26 protein-coding genes are annotated in these 25939 nt (G+C 40.9%); 17 read left to right on the top strand and 9 right to left on the bottom strand.

What is annotated here, in order from left to right:
* The 7 genes from EFB00_RS04360 (at position 1) to EFB00_RS13595 (ending at position 6619) form a co-directional block, all read left to right on the top strand.
* Complete coding sequence (locus EFB00_RS04360; RefSeq protein WP_122645697.1) at positions 1 to 840, top strand: phage tail domain-containing protein; 840 nt, start codon at positions 1 to 3, stop codon at positions 838 to 840.
* A 10-nt stretch (positions 841 to 850) separates the two neighbouring features.
* The gene (locus EFB00_RS04355; RefSeq protein ID WP_122645696.1) at positions 851 to 4297 is read left to right on the top strand and encodes a phage tail protein; all 3447 of its coding nucleotides are present in this window, start codon (positions 851 to 853) and stop codon (positions 4295 to 4297) included.
* Positions 4298 to 4306: 9 nt separating this feature from the next.
* Positions 4307 to 4732 (top strand): DUF1617 family protein, encoded by a 426-nt coding sequence (locus EFB00_RS04350; protein WP_122645695.1) that lies wholly within the window; start codon positions 4307 to 4309, stop codon positions 4730 to 4732.
* A 12-nt stretch (positions 4733 to 4744) separates the two neighbouring features.
* Positions 4745 to 4975: a hypothetical protein gene (locus EFB00_RS04345; RefSeq protein WP_122645694.1), complete on the top strand. Its 231-nt coding sequence runs from the start codon at positions 4745 to 4747 to the stop codon at positions 4973 to 4975.
* A gap of 107 nt (positions 4976 to 5082) precedes the next feature.
* Positions 5083 to 5328, top strand: a complete 246-nt coding sequence (locus EFB00_RS04340; protein ID WP_122645693.1) for a holin — start codon at positions 5083 to 5085, stop codon at positions 5326 to 5328.
* A gap of 15 nt (positions 5329 to 5343) precedes the next feature.
* Positions 5344 to 5640, top strand: coding sequence for a holin (locus EFB00_RS04335; RefSeq protein WP_122645692.1), 297 nt, complete (start codon positions 5344 to 5346; stop codon positions 5638 to 5640).
* Positions 5641 to 5653: 13 nt separating this feature from the next.
* Entirely contained in the window at positions 5654 to 6619 is a 966-nt protein-coding gene (locus EFB00_RS13595; RefSeq protein WP_241153397.1) for an N-acetylmuramoyl-L-alanine amidase, read from the top strand.
* A 261-nt stretch (positions 6620 to 6880) separates the two neighbouring features.
* Here EFB00_RS13595 and EFB00_RS04320 read toward each other — a convergent pair whose 3' ends face one another.
* Both EFB00_RS04320 and EFB00_RS04315 read right to left on the bottom strand, forming a co-directional pair.
* Entirely contained in the window at positions 6881 to 7240 is a 360-nt protein-coding gene (locus EFB00_RS04320; protein ID WP_122645691.1) for a hypothetical protein, read from the bottom strand.
* A 1-nt stretch (position 7241) separates the two neighbouring features.
* The gene (locus EFB00_RS04315) at positions 7242 to 7553 is read right to left on the bottom strand and encodes a hypothetical protein (protein WP_122645690.1); all 312 of its coding nucleotides are present in this window, start codon (positions 7551 to 7553) and stop codon (positions 7242 to 7244) included.
* Positions 7554 to 7651: 98 nt separating this feature from the next.
* Here EFB00_RS04315 and EFB00_RS04310 point away from each other — a divergent pair, with 98 nt between their 5' ends.
* The 5 genes from EFB00_RS04310 (at position 7652) to EFB00_RS04290 (ending at position 15592) form a co-directional block, all read left to right on the top strand.
* Positions 7652 to 7837 (top strand): hypothetical protein, encoded by a 186-nt coding sequence (locus tag EFB00_RS04310; RefSeq protein ID WP_122645689.1) that lies wholly within the window; start codon positions 7652 to 7654, stop codon positions 7835 to 7837.
* 271 nt (positions 7838 to 8108) lie between these two features.
* Positions 8109 to 9833 (top strand): 5'-nucleotidase C-terminal domain-containing protein, encoded by a 1725-nt coding sequence (locus EFB00_RS04305; protein WP_164709481.1) that lies wholly within the window; start codon positions 8109 to 8111, stop codon positions 9831 to 9833.
* Between the two features lie 449 nt (positions 9834 to 10282).
* A complete protein-coding gene (locus tag EFB00_RS04300) occupies positions 10283 to 12964 on the top strand; it encodes a cation-translocating P-type ATPase (protein ID WP_122647036.1) in 2682 nt (893 codons plus the stop codon).
* 161 nt (positions 12965 to 13125) lie between these two features.
* Positions 13126 to 13554, top strand: a complete 429-nt coding sequence (locus EFB00_RS04295; RefSeq protein ID WP_122645687.1) for a hypothetical protein — start codon at positions 13126 to 13128, stop codon at positions 13552 to 13554.
* Positions 13555 to 14086: 532 nt separating this feature from the next.
* The gene (locus EFB00_RS04290; protein ID WP_122645686.1) at positions 14087 to 15592 is read left to right on the top strand and encodes an Lsa family ABC-F type ribosomal protection protein; all 1506 of its coding nucleotides are present in this window, start codon (positions 14087 to 14089) and stop codon (positions 15590 to 15592) included.
* 59 nt (positions 15593 to 15651) lie between these two features.
* Here the strand turns inward: EFB00_RS04290 and EFB00_RS13405 are convergent, their stop codons facing one another.
* The 3 genes from EFB00_RS13405 to EFB00_RS04280 are packed head-to-tail and all read right to left on the bottom strand — an operon-like array spanning position 15652 to position 17221.
* Positions 15652 to 15813: a hypothetical protein gene (locus EFB00_RS13405; protein WP_164709422.1), complete on the bottom strand. Its 162-nt coding sequence runs from the start codon at positions 15811 to 15813 to the stop codon at positions 15652 to 15654.
* A 22-nt stretch (positions 15814 to 15835) separates the two neighbouring features.
* Entirely contained in the window at positions 15836 to 16186 is a 351-nt protein-coding gene (locus EFB00_RS04285) for a hypothetical protein (protein WP_122645685.1), read from the bottom strand.
* A gap of 12 nt (positions 16187 to 16198) precedes the next feature.
* The gene (locus EFB00_RS04280; protein ID WP_122645684.1) at positions 16199 to 17221 is read right to left on the bottom strand and encodes a lactonase family protein; all 1023 of its coding nucleotides are present in this window, start codon (positions 17219 to 17221) and stop codon (positions 16199 to 16201) included.
* A gap of 117 nt (positions 17222 to 17338) precedes the next feature.
* Between EFB00_RS04280 and EFB00_RS04275 the strand changes: the two genes are divergently transcribed.
* A complete protein-coding gene (locus EFB00_RS04275; protein ID WP_122645683.1) occupies positions 17339 to 17692 on the top strand; it encodes a PTS glucitol/sorbitol transporter subunit IIA in 354 nt (117 codons plus the stop codon).
* Between the two features lie 16 nt (positions 17693 to 17708).
* Positions 17709 to 18878, top strand: coding sequence for an AI-2E family transporter (locus EFB00_RS04270; RefSeq protein ID WP_122645682.1), 1170 nt, complete (start codon positions 17709 to 17711; stop codon positions 18876 to 18878).
* Between the two features lie 105 nt (positions 18879 to 18983).
* Here EFB00_RS04270 and EFB00_RS04265 read toward each other — a convergent pair whose 3' ends face one another.
* The 3 genes from EFB00_RS04265 to EFB00_RS04255 all read right to left on the bottom strand — a co-directional run bounded on the left by EFB00_RS04265 (position 18984) and on the right by EFB00_RS04255 (position 22088).
* On the bottom strand, positions 18984 to 19604 hold the full coding sequence (locus EFB00_RS04265; RefSeq protein ID WP_122645681.1) for an NAD(P)H-dependent oxidoreductase: 621 nt from the start codon (positions 19602 to 19604) through the stop codon (positions 18984 to 18986).
* Positions 19605 to 19719: 115 nt separating this feature from the next.
* Positions 19720 to 20013, bottom strand: a complete 294-nt coding sequence (locus EFB00_RS04260) for a rhodanese-like domain-containing protein (protein WP_122645680.1) — start codon at positions 20011 to 20013, stop codon at positions 19720 to 19722.
* A gap of 155 nt (positions 20014 to 20168) precedes the next feature.
* Complete coding sequence (locus EFB00_RS04255; protein ID WP_122645679.1) at positions 20169 to 22088, bottom strand: fructose-1,6-bisphosphatase; 1920 nt, start codon at positions 22086 to 22088, stop codon at positions 20169 to 20171.
* A 329-nt stretch (positions 22089 to 22417) separates the two neighbouring features.
* Between EFB00_RS04255 and EFB00_RS04250 the strand changes: the two genes are divergently transcribed.
* The gene (locus tag EFB00_RS04250) at positions 22418 to 23218 is read left to right on the top strand and encodes a VOC family protein (protein ID WP_122645678.1); all 801 of its coding nucleotides are present in this window, start codon (positions 22418 to 22420) and stop codon (positions 23216 to 23218) included.
* Between the two features lie 201 nt (positions 23219 to 23419).
* Here EFB00_RS04250 and apf read toward each other — a convergent pair whose 3' ends face one another.
* The gene (gene apf, locus EFB00_RS04245) at positions 23420 to 24025 is read right to left on the bottom strand and encodes an aggregation-promoting factor (RefSeq protein WP_122645677.1); all 606 of its coding nucleotides are present in this window, start codon (positions 24023 to 24025) and stop codon (positions 23420 to 23422) included.
* Between the two features lie 455 nt (positions 24026 to 24480).
* On the opposite strand from apf, the gene EFB00_RS04240 reads away from it, so the two are divergent.
* Together EFB00_RS04240 and EFB00_RS04235 are read left to right on the top strand one after the other, a co-directional pair.
* The gene (locus EFB00_RS04240) at positions 24481 to 25260 is read left to right on the top strand and encodes an amino acid ABC transporter substrate-binding protein (RefSeq protein ID WP_122645676.1); all 780 of its coding nucleotides are present in this window, start codon (positions 24481 to 24483) and stop codon (positions 25258 to 25260) included.
* A 9-nt stretch (positions 25261 to 25269) separates the two neighbouring features.
* Entirely contained in the window at positions 25270 to 25938 is a 669-nt protein-coding gene (locus EFB00_RS04235; protein ID WP_122645675.1) for an amino acid ABC transporter permease, read from the top strand.
* The last annotated feature ends 1 nt before the right edge of the window (position 25939 follow it).

The raw sequence follows: 25939 nt of genomic DNA, 5'->3' as shown, positions 1-25939 counted from the left end.
GTGGATGCTTTAATTGATAAAGATGGAGTGAAAACAACGCTTTCCTCCATCGGAATACTTGTGACTGATTTTGAGGACAGCGCACCAACTCTAAAAGTGAATCGCAAAGAGGTTACTAATCGAAGCGGATATATCTTTACTGGTGCGACACATCAAGTCAAAAAAATGACAGTCACAGGCAGGTTTCTAGTGCCAAACACGTTGGCTTTAGAAGAAAAGAAAGACGAAATCAATGGGCTTATCTCAAACGATGAGCCTTTTTATATTACTAAAATGCTCCCAACATCAGATGATTTATACCGTTTTGAATTACCAGGACAAGCGACTGATTTAGATTTGTTGGCTATTCCGCACGTACCCTATAAGTATCGTTACAAAGTAATTGTCAGCGGCGAGATCGATTATAAATTTCTCGGTAAAACGTCTGCAGGCCTGCTGATGAGTTTGTCGATTAATTTAGAGACAGCAGAATTGCCGTTCGGCGAGACTGTTCCTAGAAATATCGTTGCCACTACATCAATCAGCTATGCTGGCACTGCTAAATGTAGTCAGCTTGAATGGCCGTGGATGGTCCGATTGACCGCTAATGCTTCACAAAGCGGTGCAATTTCACTGATGATCGGTGATCGTACATTCATTTATCAAGCTGTCACGCCTTTAGCAAGCGGCGATGTTTTGCTGCTGAAAGGGATAGAAACAACGCTAAATAGTTTTAATGTCAATGATAAGACAAACTTTGAACACTTCATCCTGAAACCTTCCGCAAGTAAATCGATACAGGTATCGACGAATTTCAAAGGCACGATCGAGTTGCTGAACTTTGTCGAGCTGTATAGATAGGAGGGGGACAATGATCAATTTTATTGATGAAAATGGCAAACAGCATTCCGCGTTAGTCGAATGCAAACGAAAAAAAGGTGTCAATGGTGAAAAATCACTTGAAGGCACAATCTACACCAACGAAAAGATTTTAGAAGGTATCGGTCGTGGTTGGCGGTTGCAATTTCAAGGAGAGATGTACTGTCTGACCTTCGTTCATCCAATCGATGAGGGTGATCGCATCGTTGTCGAATTCGACGCGGTACACGAATTTTTCTTTGATTTTAGCAAGTCCATCATTTATCGAGAGCTGAACGGCTCCAATACGATGACTGCCTATCTGGATTTTATCTTCTCTGGCAGTGGCTATGACTACCGACTAGAAGTTGATGTCAATGCGTTTGAAAAGCAGAACTTTGGCATGAAAAACCGATTGACGCTTTTCAAAGACATCATTTCAAGCACTGGCTTAGAATTTTCTGTTAACGGAAAGGTCGTCCGCATTTTGCAAGAAGTCGGCACAGACCTTTCAACAATCGTCAAAAAGGGATTTAATCTCAATCAACTAAACATCGAAAAAGATGCAGGCTCCTTTATCACGTACAAACGCGGATATGGAGCTTATTTTGATGAGGGAGATCACTCCAAAGGACGCTTGACAGTTGAGTACCTCAGCCCGCTTGCTGAAATCTACGGCAAACTCGAAGGCGAACCGGTCATTGATGAACACTATAAAGTCGAGGATAACTTGAGAACGCGTCTGCAAAAAGACGTTGAAGAATCCTATGGTATATCCGCAGAGATCGACATGGAAGACCTGACCAAAGCCGGCTACAGCTACGAACAGCCACACGAAGGTGACTACATCATGGCAATCAATGATGACTTGGGCTTTCGCCAAAAAATCCGCATTATGTCGTATGTTACGGAATTTGATACCGAAGAAAATATCATCAAACATGATGTATCCTGTGGATCAGCGAATTTGGTTAGCAAGGTATCCAGTGCCGAGAATGACTTCAAAGATCAAGTGCAAGCTGATTTGGAAAATGCGGTCAATAACGCCAATTCTGCTTTGATCGCGGCTAATGGGAAAAATAAAGTTTTCACCGGTCCCGATGAACCGGAAGCCACCAGCATTGGTGATATTTGGTATCACGAGATTGGCGAACAAACGATCATGAAATATTGGAACGGCTATGAATGGGTACCATTTATCAATCCGGATCAAATCAAAGACCAAATCATCGAAGCAGAAAAAGGCATTGAGGACGCTAAACAAGATGCCAATAATGCGGTCAATCAGGCTAATCAAGCCGCGGCTGATGCTGGATTTGCTAAGGACGCTGCGCAAAATGCTGTTGATCAAGCTCTAAATGCAATCAGTCAAGCTTCTTCCGCATCTGAAAGAGCGCAAGAAGCTATTCAAAACAGCGTCAATGCTGTTAATCAAGCACAACAAGCCTTGAACGATACAACTGAGCTGTTAAATACTGTTGACGACATGCAAGGAACAATCACGAGTATCTCGACAGTGGTTGATGAGGTTAATAATCAGTTAGCTGTTAAAGTTGATCAGACAGATTTTGACAAGCTAGCTGGCACTGTCAGCTCTCAAGGCACGTCAATCACCGCAAATGCGAATGCGATTGCATTAAAGGCTGATTCCTCTACGGTCAACACCATCAAGGGGACTGTCGAGAGTTTGCAAAGCGAATTGTCTGTTCAGGCAGGACAGATTACAGGCTTAGTCAGCAAAACGGATGGACTGACTACGGATTTGGCGCAGTTGCAGATTGAGGCTGGAAAAATCGGGACGACTGTGGCGCAGGTGCAGAATACGGTCGATGGGATAAATACTGATGGATCTAACTTCTTGAAAGGCACCTCGAATGCTGACAAATCTACCGTTAGAAATTGGGACTTTGATTTAATCCGACCGTTAAAAGTTGGCGATTACTACACTTTTTCTTTCAATATGAAAGGATCGGTTCAAGCGGATGTTTTGATATATTTGAATGATGATACGGGGCAAAACAGGATTGGTGCTGAGTCCGTTAGTGCTTCGACCAAAACGATAACTACTTCTGTTCAGCATTTTACGTACACATTCAAAGTCACTAAATTTCCTGATGCTGTAAATCAAATAAGAATGAGGGTTTACAGCCTAGACAATGCAACTGTCACATTGACAGGAAATTCCGCTATGTTGAAATCGGGAAAATCAGAAGCTAGTTGGGCGTTGCCACCCGAAGAGCTAGTAACAGTTGCCAAATTTTCAAGCCTCGAACAAACCGTCAACGGATTTCAAGCGACCGTTACAAATCAAATCAGCGGGCTAACGTCACAGCAAACACAGCTTGCCAATCAGATACAATCGACAGTTACTGACCTCGAAGGCGTTAACTCAGCTAATAATCTCTTAACTGGGTTTACTTTCTCGAACAACAAGGACGTGAATCTGACGACCGGGGAAGTTACCGCTGGATCAAGAACAATAGTTGATGACTTTGTGCCTGTGCAACCAAACACGCAATACACCTTTTCTCGACCTGAAAAAGTTAAGAATATCGGTTTCCGAGGATATGCATCGAGCAAAGCTTACATTGGAGCCGTTACAAACTCGGCTGGAGCTGAAAGGATTACAACTTTCACCACTCCATCAAACTGTTATTTTATTAAGTTTATCGATGAGTCCAACAAGCTGACAAAAGGATACAGGTTGCAAGTTTCAGCCGCTACGCAATCCCAAATTACACAATTGGCAACCGATATCAATCTACGCGTCCAAAAAGGCGAACTACTCAGTCAAATCAATATCCAGGCTGGCCAAACGCTGATCCAAACCGGCAAGCTCTACCTCGATGCTGCTACTGTCCAATTCAGCGGACAAGCGTTCATCCCTTCTGCGTCGATCGTCAATCTGTCGGCGGATAAGATCAACACGGGGACGCTGAATGCGTCGATCGTCAATGTGACGAACATGAACGCAAGCAACATCACTACCGGAACATTGAATGCGAATCGCATTGGATCAAAAACAATTACTGCGGATAAAATCAACGTGACATCTTTGTCGGCAATCGTGGCGAATCTCGGGACGGTGACAGCTGGAACGTTGAACTCCGTGAACATCAATGCGGCAGTGATCAATGGTGGAGAAATTATTTCCCCGTTGTTCAAATTTCCATCGATGAGCTTCCATACGCCGAATAGTTCGTTTGGTGATACGGTTTCGAAAGGAAAAATGACGCCAAAAGGCTTCTTTATGGTCAGTCAAACTTATCATTCTGTAGACGGACAGTTGGAATATATTGATTTATTAATGATCACATCCACAAGCGTAACCGTAGAACAATGGGCGGCTTACAATAACCAGACGAAAAAAGCTGCTTACGGATTTTCTGGAACACCAAATGTATCAACCTATTCAGGAAAACCAACAAATTACACTTACGCTATAGACATGACATCTTAGGAGGAAACTATGAAACAACAATTTGATTTGAAAAATGCAGAATTATCGATGGTCTACAACGCGGTATACGACATACCGGTCGTTAATTCCAAAATCAATCGTGGGAAATTCAAACTCTTGACTTTGATCAAGAAAAAAGTGGATGAATACCAAGATGATTTGGATAAAATCTTACAAAAATACGCGCTGAAAGACGCGGAAGGGAACTTTTTGCCTGGTCAAAACGGGAAAAAATATAAAATGCCGGAAGATACGAAAGAGGCGGATGAAGAACTGAAAGAGCTGCAAAAAGAAACTGTGACGATCGTTTATGGCGAATATTCCAATCGGATTAAAGACATTGTTGATTTTTTAGACAGCTACGAAGGTCAACTGGACGGCAAAACAGGCGAAGGCATCTACACGTTGCTTGAAGCGATCGAAGAAGGAAAATAGGAGGAAGAGAATATGAAAATTCCAATGAGCAAAATCACTTATCAATTAGACGGTGAAGGTGTAGCAAAAAGCATCATCGTCGAATACAGCACGTTTGACATGAACAATAACTTAACTGCCAAAGTCGAGATCTTGCCGGAACATCTCTCAGAAGGGCAAGTGATCGATGAAGTCAGTCGGAAAGACGCTGACGCCTTAGCGCGTAGCATCATCAATAACTGGTTAATAGGTGCAGACGCTTAGTCTGCTCTTTTAACTTGCTAGGAAGTAGGCGAAGCGAAACGAAATCATCGGAGAGGAAGCCTAGTTTTCTAGGCTTCTTTATTTTTTAAGATAAAGGTGGAGAGGCAATGGCAAATGGGAGTGGTGAGGAAGAATTATGGCGAGAAGTTCTCCAGCGGCTAACTGCAATCGAGAGCAACACCAAAGGATTAGATGAAGTGTCAAAAAAAGCAAATGAAGCTCATGCAATGTCCGTTACTAACAAAGAGGACATTAAAGAGCTGAAGGAAGCGCAGAAAGCTAATCGAAATTGGTTAATGGGTTTACTGGCCACTGTGATCGGCTATGTCATTATGAACTATTTATTTAAATGAGGAGGAGGAACACAAATGAATGATCAAATGTTGAAATTACTAGCAGTTGCAACAGTCTTAGCACCAGTCGTATCTGGGATCGTGCAGATCATGAAAAAATATACCATTGCAGAAGGCAAGCTGTTGCCAGTTTTAGGTGTATTCTGCGGAATCGTCATCGGTGGTCTGTGGGGTGTCAGCTTTGCGCCTAACGAAGTGATTGCCTATCTGTGGTCTGGGTTAATTGCCGGACTGGCATCAGTTGGGGTGTTCGAGTTGGCTAAAGGTCCTGAAACAGTAGATAAAGATGATCAAGAAAATAATATCCAATAGGAGGACATAGATCATGGCAGAACATTTAATCGTTTACGGCCACGGACAAGGTGATCCTGGTGCGGGCGGAAACGGCTATCAAGAAGCGACATTTACCCGTAATATCTTGGGTCCGCATTTAGAAAAATATGCGAAACAACTCAAGAAAAACAAGGTCAAATTTTATGATAAATCACTGGACATGTACCAACAGACACAAACTGGTAAAGGTGCCTACTCCGTATCAACCAAAACAGCAAGCGTGACTGAGTTGCATTTGGATGCTGCGTCTTCTAGTGCCACAGGTGGACACGTCATTATTTCCAGCAGTTTTAGTCCAGATAAATACGATGTAGCAATTGCAGCGGTCATCGGTAAATATGTCGGCTGGTGGGGGAGTGTTAAAAATACGAAAGGCATTAACAAACGATCTGACCTGCTAAATCTAAATGTGTTTGCTAAGCGTGGGATCAGTTATCGTTTGGTGGAACTAGGATTTATCACAAATAAAAACGATGTAGATAAATTAGTCAAAAATATAGATGCTGTGGCAAAAGATTTGATCGAAGCAATTACAGGAGAAAAGATTAGTGGAACGGCTAGTAAACCGGCAGCTGCCAAACCAGTAGCAAAGCCTAAACCAACTCCTGCTAAACCTGCTGTCATCCAACTCAAAGTGGACGGACAATTTGGCAATGCGACTGCACGGCGTTTGCAAGAATACTTCAATACCGCCGGAAAGGATGGCATTATCAGTCACCAATACAAACAAAAATACAATCAAAATATCTATGCGGCTCAGTTTGATAAGACGTTGATTGGATCAAATGTGGTTGTAGCCTTGCAAAAATGGCTAAAAGTAGAAGCTGATGGCTTATGTGGTAAGGCAACTATTATCGCCCTCCAAAAACGCATGGGAACAACGGCTGACGGCTTTATCAGTCCAGTTTCAGATTGCGTCAAAGAGTTACAACGCAGACTAAATAAAAATAAGCTGTAATCAAAAACCCTCTTACTCGTTGAGTAGGAGGGTTATTTTAATAAGATAAAATTCTCAGTTTTTGATATTTCATATAATGAAATACCCCTTTAGTTTTTAAAAATAAGCTATTTTTTAAAACTATACCACAAATCTATATATAAACAATAAAAAAGACTTTATTATTTTGAATATAAAATAAAAAAATAAGCCCACCAATCGGCAGGCTAATATTTGCTCTCGAAAATAAATCCTTGGTGCGCAAATCAATCAGTATTTTTTTTAATTCAATGCAGACCATTTCTTCTGCTCATGAAACTCCACGTTCCGAATCTCATCATAATCCACTTTTTGACCGTTAACATAAATCCCCAACTCATCAAAACCTTGAATCTTTCCGATAACATCAGGGGAGTAGAGACCCTCCTCGTCAACTTCTTCTTTTTGTATCGCCACCGACTTGTTTTTCAGTTTTGCTTCATATAATACGCGATCGATCTCTTCCTTATCCATGATCTCTTTCGCCGGCCACACGACTTCACGATCTGATTTTTCCTTCTTTAATGCTGCGGTGTGATCCGACAGGAAAAAGCCGCTGTCCCATTTTAAAATTCCTCTGTCTTGATACTCGTCTTGATTCATACTAATCAAACTCCAGTTCATCTATCGTATCGTTCAGCGATTCATACATTTCTTTTTCTTCCATATATTTGTCCCAAGCTTCTTCGATATTAGCAGCATAAACGGGAGCGTCAGGTTTTACTTTGTTATAGACATTCTCGGCTAACTGATTCCACATGCCTTCGACGGCACGTTCAACTTTGGCTTCATCCCATCGTTTCTTCGGAGGTCTGTTCTTGTTTTTCTCATTTTGATACTCAGTCGCTTTGGTTATAAATAATTCGTAACTTGATAATTTTTCTTCTAATAAAAGCTGGAATTCTTTGAATTTCATGATTATCACCTCAATAAAATTATACAAACAAGCGTTCGTATTCAAAAGCGAACAAAAGTTTAAATTTAGTGATATAATTTTGTGGAGGAGTGAAGACGATGAACCAATACGAACAATTAATTCAAGACCTAGTAGACGGAAAGATAGATAAAATAGAAGTCGAACACGATTTAGTGATGCTCTTTCGAGATGCATGGATTAAAAGAGAAGATCGGAAGTATGTAGTAGGCGAGGCTCATTTAGGTGGTCACGTGACGTATCGGTATGATCCAACGGTATTATGATAATTAAAGGGACAAAAAAGGGGCAAACTTTGAACAATCAAAGATACCCCACAGAATTATTAAAACTCGAAAAAACACGATTTACCATTGATAAATAAGGGAATATACTTGACAGACATCTGACTGAACAATTTAATACGACATTGTCTATGAGTATAACGAGAGACATTCCCCAGATGACTTGAAAGGCAATTTCGATCTTGTTATCGCGAACGTCGTTGATAACGAAGGGAACATTCCTTACAACTGGCAACCTTATACGGTTAGATCAATGAATATTGGTGAAAAAGAGGTAAAGGTCGGCTTTATTGGTATCGTTACGACAGAAGTTCCTAGTCTGGTTTTGCGGGAACATCATATCGATTATACTTTTCTTGATCCTGCGGAAACTATCGCTGCCTATTCTCAAGAACTGAAAAGACAAAACGTGGAAGCAATCGTGGTATTAGCGCACACATCTTCAGAACAGTCGGGAACGGACAGTGTGAGTGGTGAATCTGCAATGATTATGGAAAAAGTCAATGATATTTATCCAGAAAATAGTGTCGACGCTTACTTTGCCGGACATAACCATGCCTATACTAATGGGTTAGTGGGAAATACACGAATCGTTCAATCTACTTCGCAAGGGAGAGGTTATATCGATCTGCAAGGAGAAATCGATCTGGAAAGCGGCGACTTTGTTGAACCGCCGACTGCAACTGTCAATCCAGTCATACCGAAGGAGGGAATCGATCCGAATCCAGCTATTCAAGAAATCGTCGCTGAAGCAGATGAGCTTGTCGCAGAAGTTACTGAGAAAAAAATCGGAACTGCTGCAACGGCTGAAGATATTTCACGTAGTACAAACGATTTGGGGGAATCTCCGTTAGGCAATTTAATAACGGATGGGCAAGTTTTTATGGCAAAATTAAATGGGATAGATGCTGATTTTGCTATGACCAATAATGGAGGTATTCGAGCAGATCTAAGTGTTGGATCGGATAAATCTATTACTTGGGGCGCTGCTCAAACAGTTCAACCCTTTGGTAATATCATGCAGATCGTAGAAATGACCGGTTCTCAGATCCGTCAAGTCTTGAATCAACAAACATTGGGTACACAAGTTGAAGGAGAGCGGGGTTATTTCTTACAGGTTGCCGGTTTGAAATATACGGTAACAGATAATCCAGATGTGACAGATTTATCTCACCGTTATATTGTCCACGAAATGACAAAAATGGACGGCACACCGATTGAAGAGGATGGCAAGTATAATGTAGTTATCAATGATTTTCTGTTTGGTGGCGGTGATGGGTTTACCGGATTTCGAGAAGCTGTATATAAAGACGCGATGCAGCCGGATACAGAAACATTTGTAGGTTACATCGAAACATTGGAGGCGATGGGTAAAAAAATTGCTGCCTCTATTGAAGACCGTAAAGTATACAAATCTGCAGAACAAATCGAAGCAGAAGCAATCGAAAAAATCAAAGCAGCTACTACTTTTGAAAAAGTGACAGAAGCTGATAACTTACTGAGAGGAAAAACCCTTGCTGGAGCCGGAATCGTAGTTGGTATTCAAACAAAAGCGAAGAGTGCTGCAAAAGAAGTTGTCAGCGATATCGTTGGTGAGGATGGATCTTTTCAGCTAAATATCACTTCGTTGCAAGCGTCAGTCGGAGATCAACTACGGATCAGTGTCACTTCTGAAGGCTATACGGCAGACTTTACGGTGGAGGTTCTGACTGCAGAAACGGCAGATTCGTCAACAACTGAACCAAGTGATACGACAGATTCTAGTGATTCCAGTGATCTGACAACTGATGAATCTGGAAAAGATAATAGTGATAAAGATCCTTCGAAAGATGGACCGAATACTGATGACCCTAAAAAAGAAAGCGACGATAACAAAAAGTTGCCACAGACTGGTGAAAGTCAACGCTCGTGGATTGTTATTGCAGGTTTCTTACTTCTGGGAACTGGTGGATATTTGATTTACCGAAAAACAGCATAAATAAAAAGAGACTGTGATATAAGTTGAGTTTGATCAAACTTATCCGAGCTATTTGATGCCTATATTTTGTCAGGGATGGATCGAGCTGTAGATTTGATGTATTCGTAACGAATACATCAAATCACAGACAAAATCTATAGATAGGTCGGATATATTTTGAGAAACTTATATCCAGCCTTTTTTACTTAGATGAATACGGTTTACACGGGCTCAAAATCATTGCTCAAAAAGATTTTCTCCTATATAATGTGTTTTGTAATTATTTTATGATTCATGAGGGAGTAACTGGCAGCATACGCTGTGGCAACGTCACCAATCCTGAAAGAAATTTCTGGTGTTGCCTTAATTAGTGAGACTTATGTATGTTCGTTACATACACAGGTCTATTTTTTTTAATTTTTGAAAAAATGATCTGTATGGAGCGGCAAAAAAACAAAGGAGGAGAAACATTGTCAGAAGAAACGAGTAAAAAAGAACAAATGAGAAAAGCCTTCTATTCGCAGCCTGACAGCGAAGTGTTGCAAGAAATGGGGACTACCCCAGAAGGACTTTCCAGCACGGAGGCAAAAGAACGTCTGTCTCAATATGGTCCAAATGAATTGGATGAGGGCAAGAAAAAGACGATGTTCCAAAAATTCATCGAGCAGTTCAAAGACTTGATGATCTTGGTGCTGTTGGTAGCGGCTGTGATTTCCGCTGTTGTTTCTCATGAAATCGTTGATTCGATCATTATTTTAGCGGTAGTTATCATCAATGCGATCATGGGTGTCGTACAAGAAGCAAAAGCAGAAGAAGCTATCGAATCATTACGAGAAATGTCAACGCCTAATGCGAATGTTCTACGGGATGGACACACAGTAACAGTCAAAAGTGATGAACTAGTTCCCGGAGATATCGTTTTATTAGAAGCCGGGGATGTTGTTCCAGCTGATATGCGTTTGATGGAAGTCAACTCGTTGAAGATTGAAGAAGCCGCTTTGACTGGGGAATCTGTCCCAGTAGAAAAAGAATTAGCCATTCTTGAAGGCGATGAGATCGCAATCGGCGACCGGATCAATATGGCCTATTCAAACAGTAACGTCACATATGGCCGCGGGAAAGGGATCGTTGTCAATACCGGTATGAATACTGAAGTCGGTAAGATCGCCGGTATGTTGGCACAAGCTGACGAAACAGAAACACCATTGAAAAACAACTTGAACCATTTAGGTAAATTCCTGACAGTTGCGATTGTTGTGATCGCTGTAGTGATGTACTTTGTCGGAACATTCTTCAATGACACTTCTTGGGTAGATATGTTGCTGACTTCCATCTCATTGGCGGTAGCTGCGATTCCAGAAGGTCTGCCAGCGATCGTAACGATCATCTTGGCATTAGGTACACAAGTCATGGCAAAACGTAATTCGGTCATCCGTAAATTACCAGCTGTGGAAACACTAGGTTCGACAGATATCATCGCTTCGGATAAAACCGGTACATTGACGTTAAATCAAATGACAGTTGAAAAACTGTACGCAAATGATCGTCAGTATGATGCGTCTGAAAATATTCCTGAAAGTAATATGGCGATGAAGATCATGAACTATGCAAATGATACTAAAATCGCGCAAGACGGCAGCTTGATCGGTGACCCTACCGAAACGGCATTAGTCCAATTCGGTAATGAACAAGGATTCGATGTGACTTCTAAAGTCAAAGAACAACCTCGTGTAGCGGAAATTCCTTTTGATTCTGACCGTAAATTGATGACGACAGTCCACAAAGAAGCAGAAGGACGTTACTTAGTTGCAGTTAAAGGTGCGCCGGATGTTTTATTAGGACGTACTAAAGAAGTATTGCTTTTCGATGAAGTCAAACCTATGACTGATGAAGAAAAACAAAAAATCTTAGACAACAATAAGGACATGGCCAAACAAGCGTTACGTGTTTTGGGTATGGCTTATAAATACGTCGATGCAGTTCCTGAAAACATGGAATCTGAAATCGTGGAAAATGATTTGATCTTTGCTGGTTTAGTAGGGATGATCGACCCTGAACGTGCGGAAGCTGCTGATGCGGTACGTGTCGCTAAAGAAGCCGGTATCCGTCCAATCATGATCACTGGTGACCACCGGGATACAGCAGAAGCAATCGCCGGACGTCTAGGAATCATCAAACCAGGTGATGATGACGCCGTATTGACTGGTACAGAATTAAACCAAATGTCTGACGAAGAATTCGCCCGCAATGTTGAGAAGTATTCTGTATATGCACGGGTATCACCTGAGCACAAAGTACGAATCGTAAAAGCATGGCAAAAAGAAGGAAAAGTCGTTGCGATGACCGGTGACGGTGTCAACGATGCTCCTGCGTTGAAACAAGCCGATATTGGTATCGGTATGGGTATCACCGGTACAGAAGTATCAAAAGGCGCTTCTGACATGGTCTTAGCTGATGATAACTTCGCGACGATCGTTGTAGCGGTAGAAGAAGGACGTAAAGTCTTCTCTAATATCCAAAAAGCAGTCCAATACTTGTTAGCAGCCAACTTAGGTGAAGTATTGACGTTGTTCTTAGCGACATTATGGGGCTGGGATACCTTGCTTCCAATCCACTTGCTGTGGATCAACTTGGTAACTGATACATTCCCTGCTATCGCATTGGGTATGGAACCTGCAGAGAAGAATTTGATGCAGCATAAACCACGAGGACGCAATTCAAACTTGTTCTCTGGCGGTGTTATGAGCAGTATTATCTATCAAGGGATCTTAGAAGCGGCAACAGTTCTGTTCGTATATTGGTCAGCGATTCAATGGCCAGTCCACACAACTTATGCTGAGATCCACTCAGATGCCTTGACAATGTCCTTTGCAACCCTTGGTTTGATGCAGTTATTCCACGCGTTCAACGTGAAATCAGTTCATCAATCATTGTTCAAAGTGGGAGCCTTCCGTAATAAAGCCTTCAACTGGGCGCTTCTGTTATCATTTGTCCTGATGATGGTCATCATCGTTGTTCCAGGATTGAATGATATCTTCCGTGTCGCTCATCTTGATCTTTATCAATGGGGAATCGTCCTTGGTTCATCCTTTGCGATCATTCCAATCGTAGAGATCGTCAAAGCGATCCAACGAGGAATGGGCAAAAGCTAAATAATGACAAATCAAAAGTACAAAATCTTAGGATTTTGTACTTTTTTTGATGGTAGAAAGAAACAACTAGGCAAGATAGCAGGATTTTAATTTAACTCTTTTCTTGCGGCGGAAAAAATGGGACAATAGGAACAACAAAATAAGAAAGTAGGGATGGATTCGTGAGACCCAATTTAGGATTTTACGTACAAACGATCAATGATATCGTGCAAAATACAGAGACGATCGGAGAAAAAATGAATCCGAATTATGAAAAAATTCGAGCTGCGATCGACGATGAAAAAATAAACGAATTATCGGCGGAAGAAATCAAAGAGACCGCTGAATTATTCACTGAGGGAACTGAAAAATATAAAGAAATGCTGCAGCAAATCAGCCGTTTGCGTCCGCCGGCAAAAGTCATGGGGATCCATAAAAAATTTGAACGTTCATATATGAAATATGTGGCCGGCTGTGAAGAAATGATCGCCAGTCTAAACGCAGAAGTTGTCGATGTAGCGGCATTTGACGCTTCTGAGCAAAAACAAGATGAAGCAACTGATGAGATCTCATTTTCGATCCAACGCATGACCAATCTGCTGCTTAAATAAAATTAAAACAGAAAACGAGAGTTATCTAATTTAAATGTAACGTTATTTTTAGGACGTGAAAGAGAAAAGGTCGTATACTTAATTCATAACCAACAACAACCTTTTTATTTTTCATTTTACTCCTTATAAGAGTAATTACTCCTTTTTCCATCGGGCCTAACCAACCCGATGGTTTTTTATTATGTTATTAAATGATTTACATCAGTTTTTTTAATAATTAATATTGGATCGTTTATAGTGTATAGGCCAATTTTTTTGTAGTAAAAAAGTTTTCAATGATTGCACAATGTACTGAGAAATGCTATTCTTGTTTTATCTAATACGAAATGAGGGATCCTGCATTGAAAATTTAACCAACTTGATCGAAGCTGCATTAAGATTACATTTGTCGATTCATTTTTTGACGGGTGTAGTGTGCAGATTTTCAGGATTGGTTATGTTTTTCGAATGCGGGATCTTTTTTTTGATGCCGTGATGTGGAAAAAGCCTGTCCTGAAAATAGGAGAGGCTTTTTTTATCGAGGTGATCGACTATGACAACGATTGAAATAAAAAACTTAACGTTTGGCTTTGATAGTCAAACAACGAACCTTTTTGAACAAACAAATTTGACCATCGACACCAATTGGAAACTTGGTTTGATCGGGCGGAATGGTCGCGGCAAAACGACACTGCTGAATCTATTGAGAGGAAAACTTCCTTACAGCGGAACGATCCAGCATCAAGTATCCTTTACTTACTTCCCACAGCATATCGAGGACAAGATGCAGTTGACCTATTACGTCTTGCAGGAGCTGTCTTCGTTTGAGCAATGGAAGATCGAACGGGAATTGAATCTTTTACAAACGGATCCTGAGATCTTGTGGCGCCCCTTTGAGAGTTTATCCGGCGGGGAACAGACCAAAGTCTTGTTGGCATTGCTGTTTGTGGATGATGTGAATTTTCCGCTGATCGATGAACCCACCAATCATTTGGACATCGTAGCCCGGAACCAAGTAGCGGATTATCTGCGAAATAAGCGGCGAGGCTTTATTTTGGTCAGTCATGATCGGCATTTTGTCGATGAAGTGGTGGATCATATTTTATCCATTGAACGAAGCCAACTGGTGATGTATCAAGGAAACTTTTCTACCTATGAAGAACAAAAAAATCTGCGGGATCATCATGAACAAGATGAAAACACGAAGCTGAAAAAAGAAATCGGCCGCTTGAAACAGACCGCGGCGGAAAAAGCTGAATGGTCACGGGGAAGAGAGAAAGATAAATACGGCGATCCAAATAAAAAAGGCAGCGGAGCCGTTGCTGACACTGGGTTTATTGGTGCTCGGGCTGCCCGAACGATGAAGCGTTCCAAAGCAATCGTCAAACGGATGGAGGATCAAGCAGCGGAAAAAGAAAAGCTGTTGAAAAACATTGAATTTGTTGATCCATTGACCATGAATTTCCAGCCTACTCATCGCAAGCTGCTGCTGCAGGTGGAAAACCTGCAGTTAAGCTACGACAAGCCGTTGTTTGCACCTATCAGCTTTGACTTGGAAAAAGGACAGCGGATCGCGTTTAAAGGGCCTAACGGATCAGGAAAATCTTCCATCATCAAGTACCTTCTGGGAGAATTCGACGGAGAAGCTTCCGGGGAAATATTGCGACCTCAAAATCTGAATATCAGCTATGTACGGCAAAATTACGAAGACAATCGCGGAACGCTGATAGAATTCGCAAAAGAACATCAGCTTTCTTATGAAGTCTTGCTGAATAACCTTCGGAAATTAGGTGTCGAGCGCAATGTCTTCAACAATCCCATTGAACAAATGAGCATGGGACAGCGAAAGCGTGTTGAACTGGCAAAATCTCTTGCTACACCGGCGGAATTATTTATCTGGGATGAGCCGCTGAATTATCTGGATGTCTTCAACCAAGAACAGCTGGAACAGATCATCCATGAGGTGCAGCCGACGATGCTGATTGTGGAACACGATGAAACCTTTTTGGAAAATGTCGCCACGAAGATTATTTCTTTAAAATCTGAGAAAACAAAATAAGTGCATAAAAAAACTATCCGAATGACTATTCATCCGGATAGTTTTGCTTTACACGATTGTTAATTTTCAACGTTACGAACATAATCGTCATAATAGCGGACAAGGTCTGCTTTTAATTGTTGATATTCTTCTTCGCTGTACTCTTTGTCTTCGATCTTACCATTGAACAAAGGCATTTCCAGCTCTTCTTTTAAACGTGTCAACACTTCTTCTTGATTCATGGAAGCTCCCTCTTTCATATTCTTATAAAAGTTGAAACGCGGCAGTCAGCGCTTCATAGTCATCCTGCATTTTAGTCAAACGATTTTGCAGAGATACCAGGTCGTCATCGTCGTGGAATAAGACTTGTTTCAATTCAAAATAAAAGATATTGAAGGCTTCAATAAACTCTTCGACTTCTGCCGTCTGCAATTCTTTATTCTGGTCGCAGCGGATATAGGCTTTTTCTGCGAGAGCGTAGGCTTCCGCAGTAGTCAAAATCGCTAGAGATTCATTGTAGTGGCGTCCCAGTACCAAATCATAGATCGATTGGCACTTGCTCAAAATATGTGAAAAATCTTTTAGTAACAATTCAACAGGGGTTTTAGAAAACATCAAATTCCTCCATTATTTTTCAAATAAGACGCAGACGCATTCAGGGGCATACACATCTTTTTGGATCATCGTCAATTTACCGCTTTCGCTGTCGCGGCGATATAATGTCAAATTGTCGCTGTTTTGGTTTGCACACACCAAGTATTGATTGGTAGGATCTAACGCGAAATCTCGAGGGAAATCGCCTTCCGATGATACCCGTTGGATAAGGGATAACTCTTCGCCGTTATTTTCAGTTTGGAAAACAGCGATGGAATTATGCCCGCGATTTGATCCGTAAACAAAACGACCATCGTTAGATACTCGGATCGCAGCACCGCTGTTGAATTCATGGAAATCTTCCGGCAGTGTCGAGATTTTTTGCAGCGGTGTGAAAGAGCCGTCTTCTTTGTTGTAACGCAAAACAGTGATAGAACTGTCTAATTCACCAAACAAATACGCGATTTGTTGATTAGGATGAAACGCTAAATGGCGAGGGCCGGTTTTATCTTCTGCAACATAGACCGAAACTTCAGTAAGTTTGCCCTCGATCGATACATCGTAAGTATAAAGACGATCTGTACCTAAATCGCAGACAGCTAAACGACCGTCAGGAGTCAGATCAGTATAGTGGACATGGGCTGAATCTTGGTTTTCGTGACTGCCTGTCGGTTCGTCATGGTAAAGCGCGTCTGATGCCGCTAATGATCCATCTGCCAAAATTCGATAGACATTCACTTCGCCTTTATGATAATTCGCGCCGTAAACCAGTTTGCGCGGCTCGTCGACTGCCACATAACATAACGGAGCGCCTTCTTCTGTCACCGCATTCAAAAAAGTGAACTCCGGATCATATGCCCCGCAACCGCCTTTATCTTCAACGGATGTTACGGTATAAGTGTACTTGCTTTCGCTGCGAGCTAGATAAGTAGGGCTGTTTTCTTCTGTAAGTAATTCTAATTGTTCCAGTGTTTCTTTTTCAGTATCTAATACAATAGAGTAAATACCTTTGCTTTCGCGACGTGTATAGGTACCAAGAAATATTTTTTTCAACATAGTTCTCCCTCCTAAAGATAATTACTTTTTTATTTTACCATATAAAGATTGACGGCGTTCATCAGATGATCGTCTATGTTATAATATTTTTAAATGCAAGAAAGGGGTTTATAAGTTATGAAAGAAGGAAAAATCATCGCAGTCGGAAAAGACGCTATCGATGAAAAAGAAAAAATATTACTATTCTTCGGCGACAAGGCGACAGAAGGGTTGAGACGTTATTCCATCATCCAAGAGATCTCTGACCCGCAAGCCATTACTATAAAACCAGGCGATCAAATCGCGTTTGATCAAAAATCTTATGTCGTGACCTTCGTGGGAAATATCGCGAACCAAAACCTGCACTCGCTGCAGCATGTAACATTTGTTTTTGATACAGTACCGGAAACAAATGTGATCGCTAACGGTATTTATCTAGCGCCGGACGAACTGCCTGAGATCGCAGTCGGTATGACGGTGACTTATCCATAGAAGGGAAGATGAAAGTATGGAGCAAAAAGAAAAACGGAAATTTTCCTGGTTCTGGAAATGGTTTTTAAATAATCAATTTGTGACAGCTTTACTGATCATTTTATTGGTTCTTTTGATCCTCAACGCGTTTACGAAAGTCGCGTATTTATTTAAACCAGTCATGGAATTTATCGGGGTCGTCAGCTTGCCGATCGTGATGGCAGGAATTTTGTATTATTTGATGAATCCGGCTGTCGATTATTTGGAAAAGAAGGGAATGAAGCGGGTATATAGCATCACACTGCTGTTTCTGCTTTTGGTAGGCCTGATCGTTTGGGGAATCGTAGTGATCATACCAAAGATTCGAGAACAAACATTGAGTTTTGCCAATAATTTTCCAGATTATTTGAATACTATCGATAATAAAGTGACAGAGATCTTGAACGATCCGATTTTTTCACAGATCCAAGATCAAGTGGAATCATACGGGGATAAAGTGACCAGCTGGCTGACGACATTTATCCGGGACTTTTCCAAGTCTACCATCGAAAATATCGGACATTTTGTCGGTGCCGTCGCTACCGTCATCGTTGCGATCATCACGATGCCGTTTATCCTGTTTTATTTGCTGAAAGACGGACGCAAGTTGGCACCGTATTTTGTTAAATTTCTGCCGATCCGTTTGCGAAAACCAACTTATCAAGTATTAAAAGAAGTTAATGATCAAGTATCTTCTTATATCCGCGGACAGCTGACTGTGGCATTTGCTGTGGCGCTGATGTTTATTGTCGGATTTGCGATCATTGGGCTGGATTATGCTATCACGTTAGGGTTGATCGCGGGTGTCTTGAATTTGGTTCCTTATCTTGGTTCGTTTTTAGCAATGATCCCTGCCGTCTTTTTGGCAATCGTTATCGGTCCATTCATGCTGGTGAAAGTATTGATCGTATTTGTCGTTGAGCAGACGATCGAAGGACGTGTCATTTCGCCGCTGGTCCTAGGAAGTCAACTATCGATCCATCCGGTGACGATCCTGTTAGTCTTGCTGACATCAGGGAAGTTATTTGGAATCGTGGGAGTGATCTTGGGGATTCCGGTATATGCTGCTGCCAAAGTAGTGATTACACATTTGTTTGAATGGTATAAAAAGATCTCGGGACTATATGAAGAAAAGATCGAATTAACGGAAAAAAAGGATCAAACTTAGACAAAACATACAAGCAAGGCAGAACAAAATAACCGAATGAGCCAAATGCTGTCAGAAACAGCGCGGCTCATTCGGTTATTTATTATGAAACTGACCGTTTATTTTTTAAAACTCTTTTGCCAGTGTTTTGACTTCTTCTAAAGCGGAACGCAAGATTTCTTCTGCATGCTCTGGATCATAATCCAAGCCTTCAATGAAGAATTGTTGGACGGAATCCACACCCAAGAAATCCATGATCTTTTTCACGTATTGAGAAGCGGCATCTTTACCGTTGTAGTAGCCGCCGTTGGATTGCAGATGCATGACTTTTTTGCCGGTAGATAATCCTTTAGGTCCTTCTGCCGTGTAGCGGAAAGTTTTGCCAGCAACACTGATCGCATCGATCCAGATCAATAAACGAGGGGGAACATTCAAGTTCCATAGAGCATTTGCAATCAAAACTTTATCTGCTGCAAGGAATTGATCGGTATATTCATCAAAACGACGGATCTTTTCTTGTTGCACAGGTTCTAAGTCTTCAAACGAATGACCGCCCTTTAAAAAATTCCAACCAGATAAAAGATCCTGATCGATTTCAGGGATATCAGAAGTATATAATGGCAAGATCTCGATCGTATCTTCTGGATGAGTTTCTTGATAAGCTTCTAAAAATGTATGAAATGCCTGCATCGAACGAGATTCTTCTCGTGATAACGGATGGGCTTGTACTGCTAATAATTTTGTCATGATATATGTATTCCTTCTTCCTTTTTTTTATGAGGGCCCTTTTTTGCCCAAAAAACTAACCGCCTGCCATGAGCAGACGATCAGCGATAACCTAACAACTTTATTTTGTTTGAAGCTAAGCAGCTGTATGCCATAAAGCACGCATTCCGCCGATAACGTGGACCGCCTTGAAACCATGGTTAGTCAAATACTTCGCGATGATTTCTGAACGTCGTCCGGAATAACTGATGATATAATAAGTTTCTGCTGGATCTAATTGATCCAATCGGTTAGGGATGCTTGTAGATGGGATCGATTGAGCTGTTGCCAAATGATTCAGTTCGAAATCAGTTTGGTCACGGATATCGATGATAGAGATATCTTCGACAGAACGCAATGCGTTAAAGTCCTGTAAGGAAATAAAATTCATTTTAATTTACCAACTTTCATTTTGTAAGATGGTAGAATTTTAGTCCATTTTCAGAAATGTTGCAACCTTTCTAAAAGCTTTTAAAGAAACGCCAAAATAAAATTCAGGTTTTCTTAAAAATCGCAAGTTATGCCTTTATTTATCATCATTATACACTAAAATTTATCGAAAAACTGATAAATAATTTCCAGGTCATCCATCTCCTGAGTAATCTTTTGACCAATGGTAGTATCTTTTACTTTGGTTCGTTTTTCCGCTACGGCTACCAATCGTGAAACGGATAAAATATCTGTCCCGTTTTCGACAGCATCTGTGACAGAGGTGAAGGGCTGGTGGGCAGCCAGCTGCATGCCGTAGCTGTTTGATAAAAGCGTGTAGCCGGCGATACCGGTGGTTTTTTGATACCCTTTCGCATAACCGCCATCGATCACGATCAATCGACCGTGGGCTTTGATGGGATTTTCCCCTTGTTTTTCTTTGACCGGTGTATGTCCGTTGATGATGTGACCTGTTTCCGGTAATCCAAATAGTTTCAGGATCTCTTGGCAGATCTCTTCTTCATTTCGCAAACGATAATAGGGATTCTTTTTCTCTACGTGTGTTTTTGGATCAAGCAGATAATAACGTTCAAATGTCGTCATGGCTTCTTTGCCAAAAAGAGAAGAACATTCACCCATCCACAAATACCATAACAGATCTGTTGCAAGATCTGTCCGTTGATCCGGTTCGCGGTAGCTTTTGCGGATCTGCTGTTCATAATAATCCAGTAGTTCTTTACCAGCATAGGTGACATTTTCGATCCGCAGTGATTTCAGATCACCATTTTCATGAAGAGGGATGCAGCCGTGGAACAATAAATTATTATTGTAGCACAGGTACATACCGCCTTTTTCCATCAAAAAATCCATATGCCGCCGTAATTTTTCCGAATGTTGAAAAGCAGTCAGCAAACGATCCACCAAATTTTCTTCTTCTAAGGTCAATGCAGTCGGTTGTTTGGGGTCGATCGTCGGCGCATGAAAATCATTCAACGGATAAGTCTGCTGATTCAAATGAATCGTTTGGTTTTGGTAGTCGATATATTCTAATACGTTTCGCGGCTGTAATAAAAAGCATGGCCGACGTTGGATCAGTTGGCCTTCTAACTTGAATTGTAAGATAGCGGCCGCCTGCTGGACTTGATTAAGAAGACGAGCTTCCTCTGCATGACAAGGCTCTTCATCGAATTTTGGCTGAAACGCCGGTAGCGGCGCATAGTATTTCTCGCTGTAAGCAAAAAGCGGTCGCAGATTGATCCCATAACGATCTTCTAAGATTTCCAGATTGCCGTAACGGGCGCTGATCCGAATCAGATTCAAAGCCGCTACCGCGGAACCGGAAATAGCGGCGATCCAAACAAGATCATGATTGCCCCACTGAATATCTACTGAAGGCAGCTCCATCAAACGTTCGATGATGAAATCCGGTTGAGGTCCTCGATCGAAGATGTCGCCGACAACGTGGAGATGATCTACCACCAACCGCTGGATCGTATAGCCTAATGCGGTGATCAGTGCTGGTGCTTGTTTTAGTTGGATAATTTTTTCAATGATCGCATCAAAATAATCGACTTTATCTTTTTGCGGATCAGACTCGCTGAGAAGTTCTTCTATAATATAGGCAAATTTTTGAGGAAGAGCTTTACGGACTTTGGAACGAGTATATTTTCGCCCCGCATAATTCGTGACTTTTAACAACAGCGGCAAAACGATACGGAACCACGCTGTTGTTTCTTCGTCTGTTCGTAATTCTTGGATTTTCTGGATCTTTTTTTCTGGGTAATAGATCAACGTACATAGTTCAGTCAATTGCTCTTGTGTAAGCTCAGGCAGGCATTCAGCGACTTTTTCTTTTACGCTTCCGGAACCATTTCGCAACACGTGATCAAAGGCGGGGAACTCGCCATGGATGTCGCTGACAAAGTGTTCCGTACCTTTCGGCAGATGCTGGATGGCTTCCAAATTGATCAATTCCGTCAAAACAGCTTCCTTTTCAGGAAAGTTCGCTTTTAATAAACGCAAATATTTTTCTTCCATAATACCTCTCGCTTTGTTTTGTCTTTACTGTTAAATATAGCAAAAGGAAAGTGAAATGTATAGTTGTTGATAGCCCTTTAAAATAGTCATATTTACCAATATGCTATAAATGGTATACATGTAATAGCGGTCTGTTTTTCGCGATATCGGCTGTTAGGGAGATAAATCGTTGAAAATACACCAAATTCCAAAATAAATTTATGGAAAAGAGCTTTGTTTTTTGCAAAAAATCCTGTTTTGTGATAGTTAAATGGATTTTCAAGGGATATCATTTGCGAGTTTTTGAATTTGTCAGTAAAATGTTGATGGGATAGAAGGGGGCAATAGGTATGGCAGAATTTACTTTAGGTGAGCGGACTCGTGTGAAGACCGTTGCTATTCGTGTAAAAGACCGAGATAAGATGATCAAATTTTATCGAGATGTGGTTGGTTTTTCATTAAAAAGAGAAGAGAATGAATTGGCGATTTTTGGTACAGCCGAAAGTCAAGATGAATTATTATGGTTGGAGGAAAGTCCTCGTGCCAATGACCATTTTGGGGAAATCAAAAAATTAAAACGGCTGCGGTTAGTTGTGCCGATAGCAGAAATCGGAAGCTTATTGAAACGGTTGAAACAGCAAAATGATTGTGAATATACCCCTTACGAAAAAGCTTGGGGAATCTTGACCAATGATCCAGAGGGCAATCCTCTAGAATTTTATTACAAAGAAACTGCCGAACAGCAAGGTGCTCCAGAAGAATTATTAAAAGAAGCTTCAGACGAAAATGCAGATCTTTCTGAAAATATTCGTTTTGGCAAAGTCCATTTGCATACAAGCGATCTGCAAAAAGAAAGCAAGTTTTTTACAGATCTGCTGAAAATGACAGTTCCTGAAAACCTACAATCCTGTGATAACGAGCAATTTATCATAGAACTGACAGAAGCAAAGGGCGGAACTATCGATTTGAAAACCCATGAAGTGTTAGGATTGGATTTTTTGAAGATAGCGGTCTCAAAAGAAGATCTGCTATTTTTAGAAGAACAGTTGACGTCTTCTGGAATAGAGTTTTATGCGGATAAAAAGAAGAAGATCCTGACGGTATATGATGCAATCGGTATCGAATGGTGGTTCGTAACATCTGATAAATGATTGGTTGATTTTTGCTATTATTTCAAATGCTTTTAAGTTGAAGAATGTACAAAAAAAGATTGTGACATAAGTTTATCAAACTGATATGTATCCGAACGATATACAGGTTCTTAAGAACTTATGTATCGGTCGGATACATTGATCAGCATTGATTTATGTCACAATCTCTTTTCAGTTACTCTTTGATTTGCAAAAGTCGGCTTAGTACCAACCGTTTGCTAACCAGAATGATTTTGCTGCTTCCCAAGAACCGTAACGGCTAGAAACGTAGTTGTCAGCAACACGTTCTTGGTTTGCTGCGGAATAGTCACCATTTAGGTATGAAGAATCCAATTGGTAACGACCATAATAACGACCATTTTGGGCTGTATAAGAACCGCTTGATTCTTTTTGTGCGATCCATTCTTTAGCAGAGCTTGTAGTTGCAGAACTTGTTGAAGTAGTTGTTTTTGCTGCTGCTTTTTGAGTTGTTTGGGTCGTTTGTGTGTTTTGATAAGTTGTTTGTGTTTTTTGTGCAGCTGGTGCAGGAGCTTGTGCTGCTTCTTGAACTGGTGTTGCGTCTACTGTACCATCAGCATCGATCGTCAATTGTTGACCTACATAGATCAAGTTGCGGTTAGCGATATCGTTGTCATCTGCGATAATATCGATCAAGCTTCCGTCTCCAACAAATGCTTGAGAGATAGAGTAAAGAGTATCTCCGCTTTTTACTGTATAAGTTTCAGCTGCATCTGCTTTTGAGCCAAATGAAAATCCTAAACCTGCCGCTAGAAGTCCGCCAAATAACAATGTTTTACTTAACTTCATAAAAAATATTCCTCCGTATGTGCTTAGGTCAGATTCACTAAGCTGATTGTGTATTTCTCGAATACAAGTGATACTTTAACATGGATTCATATTTCATTGGTAAAAGTAAGATGACGTTTATTCACAAAACGATGATAAATGTTACGAAAAAGGTTGTATTTTTACTTTCTTGTAATATTTCAGAAAACGGGAGAGGGTTTTTCCGCTAAAAACCCCAAAACAGATTGAAATAAATCAAAGTCCTGTCTTTTGACAAGCAACTGAAGAAAATCTTGTTGGAATGTGATAATTATTGCTTATCACACTGCGAAAATACTTATCACAAGACGGTAAGAATAAGATTGACTATAATAAATTTTATACCTATCATTAAATGATTCGTTCATATAATAGAAGAAAAACTATGGGAAGTTGCTGGAAATCACTATCCTTTCCCAGATATAAGGAGAGAACTTATGAAAATCAATAATTTATTAAAAATTGCTGTATTAGGAAGCGGAGCGTTGCTTTTGTTGGCTGCTTGCGGAAATTCTTCCAAAGAAAGCAAATCAGAAGAAAAAGTATTAGTTGTTGGAACGGAAGGAACTTACGCACCGTTTTCATTTCATGATGATAAAGACAAGTTGACCGGCTTTGATGTGGATGTAGCAAAAGCAGTCGGAAAAGAAATGGGCTATAAAGTAGAATTCTTTGAAGCACCATGGGATTCTCTGTTAGCGGCGTTCGATGCAGGGAAAACCGATGTGATCTTGAATCAAATGGGGATCACTGATGAACGGAAAGAAAAATATGATTTTAGTGTTCCTTACACTTTTTCCAAAACAGCGTTGATCACGAAAAAAGACAATCAAGAAATCAAGAGTTTTGATGATCTAAAAGGTAAAAAAGCTGCGCAGTCGCTTACCAGCAATTATGGTCAAGTCGCTGAATCGTATGGTGCTGAATTAGAAAGCACTAGCGGATTTGACCAAGCGATCGAATTGGTGTTGCGAGGCCGGGCGGATGCTACATTAAATGATGACGTGGCATATTATGATTATTTGAAACAACATCCAAAAGCTGAGATCCAAATCACAGCAACCTCAGACGATGCTACAAAGATCGGCATCCCTGTCAAAAAAGGCAATGAAGATTTGTTGAAAAAAATCAACCAAGCATTGGAATCATTGCAAAAAGACGGTACGTTGACCAAGATCTCAGAGAAATATTTCAATGAAGATATTACTAAGGAGTAAGAGATAGGTATGGATCGAATACAAGAAATAGTTATAAATGCCGCCGGACCGATCTTTCTAGCCGGTCTGAAAGTGACGATTCCCTTGACGCTGGTCTCGTTCGTGTTGGGATTGGTATTCGCGACACTAACTGCTATAGGTCGTTTATCAAAATCGAAAATACTAAACAATATTTTTGCTTTTTATGTTTGGCTGTTTCGTGGAACACCGCTGCTAGTCCAATTGTTTATCGCTTTTTATGGGTTGGCACAAATCGGGATCGAGTTGGATAAATGGTTTGCGGCCGCATTGACACTTTCGCTAAACACCGGTGCCTATGCGTCAGAACCGATCCGCAGTGCGATCTTGGCGATCCCGAAAGGTCAGTGGGAGGCGGCTCAAGCGATCGGAATGGATCAAAAAACGCTTTTAAGACGGATCATCGCACCGCAAGCAGTACGGATCTGTCTGCCGCCTTTGTCAAACACCTTTATTTCATTAGTGAAAGACACATCGCTAGCTTCCACCATCACTGTGACAGAAATGTTCATGGTCAGTCAGCGGATCGCTGCACGTTTTTATGAACCATTGACGCTGTATATCGAAGTCGCTGTTTTCTATTTGCTGTTTTGTACAGTATTGACTTTACTGCAATCACAATTAGAAAAATGGACGTCCCGTTATACCGTCATTTCATAGG

This window comes from Enterococcus mediterraneensis, assembly GCF_900604485.1.
In the GTDB taxonomy this organism is placed as follows: Bacteria; Bacillota; Bacilli; order Lactobacillales; family Enterococcaceae; genus Enterococcus_C; species Enterococcus_C mediterraneensis.
This window is presented reverse-complemented; position numbering and strand designations above follow the sequence as displayed.

Excerpts from the sequence above, each read along its gene's own strand:
- EFB00_RS04355 (WP_122645696.1), top strand. The coding sequence starts at position 851 with ATGATCAATTTTATTGATGAAAATGGCAAACAGCATTCCGCGTTAGTC.
- EFB00_RS04350 (WP_122645695.1), top strand. The coding sequence starts at position 4,307 with ATGAAACAACAATTTGATTTGAAAAATGCAGAATTATCGATGGTCTAC.
- EFB00_RS04345 (WP_122645694.1), top strand. The coding sequence starts at position 4,745 with ATGAAAATTCCAATGAGCAAAATCACTTATCAATTAGACGGTGAAGGT.
- EFB00_RS04340 (WP_122645693.1), top strand. The coding sequence starts at position 5,083 with ATGGCAAATGGGAGTGGTGAGGAAGAATTATGGCGAGAAGTTCTCCAG.
- EFB00_RS04335 (WP_122645692.1), top strand. The coding sequence starts at position 5,344 with ATGAATGATCAAATGTTGAAATTACTAGCAGTTGCAACAGTCTTAGCA.
- EFB00_RS13595 (WP_241153397.1), top strand. The coding sequence starts at position 5,654 with ATGGCAGAACATTTAATCGTTTACGGCCACGGACAAGGTGATCCTGGT.
- EFB00_RS04320 (WP_122645691.1), bottom strand. The coding sequence starts at position 7,240 with ATGAATCAAGACGAGTATCAAGACAGAGGAATTTTAAAATGGGACAGC.
- EFB00_RS04315 (WP_122645690.1), bottom strand. The coding sequence starts at position 7,553 with ATGAAATTCAAAGAATTCCAGCTTTTATTAGAAGAAAAATTATCAAGT.
- EFB00_RS04310 (WP_122645689.1), top strand. The coding sequence starts at position 7,652 with ATGAACCAATACGAACAATTAATTCAAGACCTAGTAGACGGAAAGATA.
- EFB00_RS04305 (WP_164709481.1), top strand. The coding sequence starts at position 8,109 with ATGAATATTGGTGAAAAAGAGGTAAAGGTCGGCTTTATTGGTATCGTT.
- EFB00_RS04290 (WP_122645686.1), top strand. The coding sequence starts at position 14,087 with ATGACAACGATTGAAATAAAAAACTTAACGTTTGGCTTTGATAGTCAA.
- EFB00_RS13405 (WP_164709422.1), bottom strand. The coding sequence starts at position 15,813 with ATGAATCAAGAAGAAGTGTTGACACGTTTAAAAGAAGAGCTGGAAATG.
- EFB00_RS04285 (WP_122645685.1), bottom strand. The coding sequence starts at position 16,186 with ATGTTTTCTAAAACCCCTGTTGAATTGTTACTAAAAGATTTTTCACAT.
- EFB00_RS04280 (WP_122645684.1), bottom strand. The coding sequence starts at position 17,221 with ATGTTGAAAAAAATATTTCTTGGTACCTATACACGTCGCGAAAGCAAA.
- EFB00_RS04275 (WP_122645683.1), top strand. The coding sequence starts at position 17,339 with ATGAAAGAAGGAAAAATCATCGCAGTCGGAAAAGACGCTATCGATGAA.
- EFB00_RS04270 (WP_122645682.1), top strand. The coding sequence starts at position 17,709 with ATGGAGCAAAAAGAAAAACGGAAATTTTCCTGGTTCTGGAAATGGTTT.
- EFB00_RS04265 (WP_122645681.1), bottom strand. The coding sequence starts at position 19,604 with ATGACAAAATTATTAGCAGTACAAGCCCATCCGTTATCACGAGAAGAA.
- EFB00_RS04260 (WP_122645680.1), bottom strand. The coding sequence starts at position 20,013 with ATGAATTTTATTTCCTTACAGGACTTTAACGCATTGCGTTCTGTCGAA.
- EFB00_RS04255 (WP_122645679.1), bottom strand. The coding sequence starts at position 22,088 with ATGGAAGAAAAATATTTGCGTTTATTAAAAGCGAACTTTCCTGAAAAG.
- EFB00_RS04250 (WP_122645678.1), top strand. The coding sequence starts at position 22,418 with ATGGCAGAATTTACTTTAGGTGAGCGGACTCGTGTGAAGACCGTTGCT.
- apf (WP_122645677.1), bottom strand. The coding sequence starts at position 24,025 with ATGAAGTTAAGTAAAACATTGTTATTTGGCGGACTTCTAGCGGCAGGT.
- EFB00_RS04240 (WP_122645676.1), top strand. The coding sequence starts at position 24,481 with ATGAAAATCAATAATTTATTAAAAATTGCTGTATTAGGAAGCGGAGCG.
- EFB00_RS04235 (WP_122645675.1), top strand. The coding sequence starts at position 25,270 with ATGGATCGAATACAAGAAATAGTTATAAATGCCGCCGGACCGATCTTT.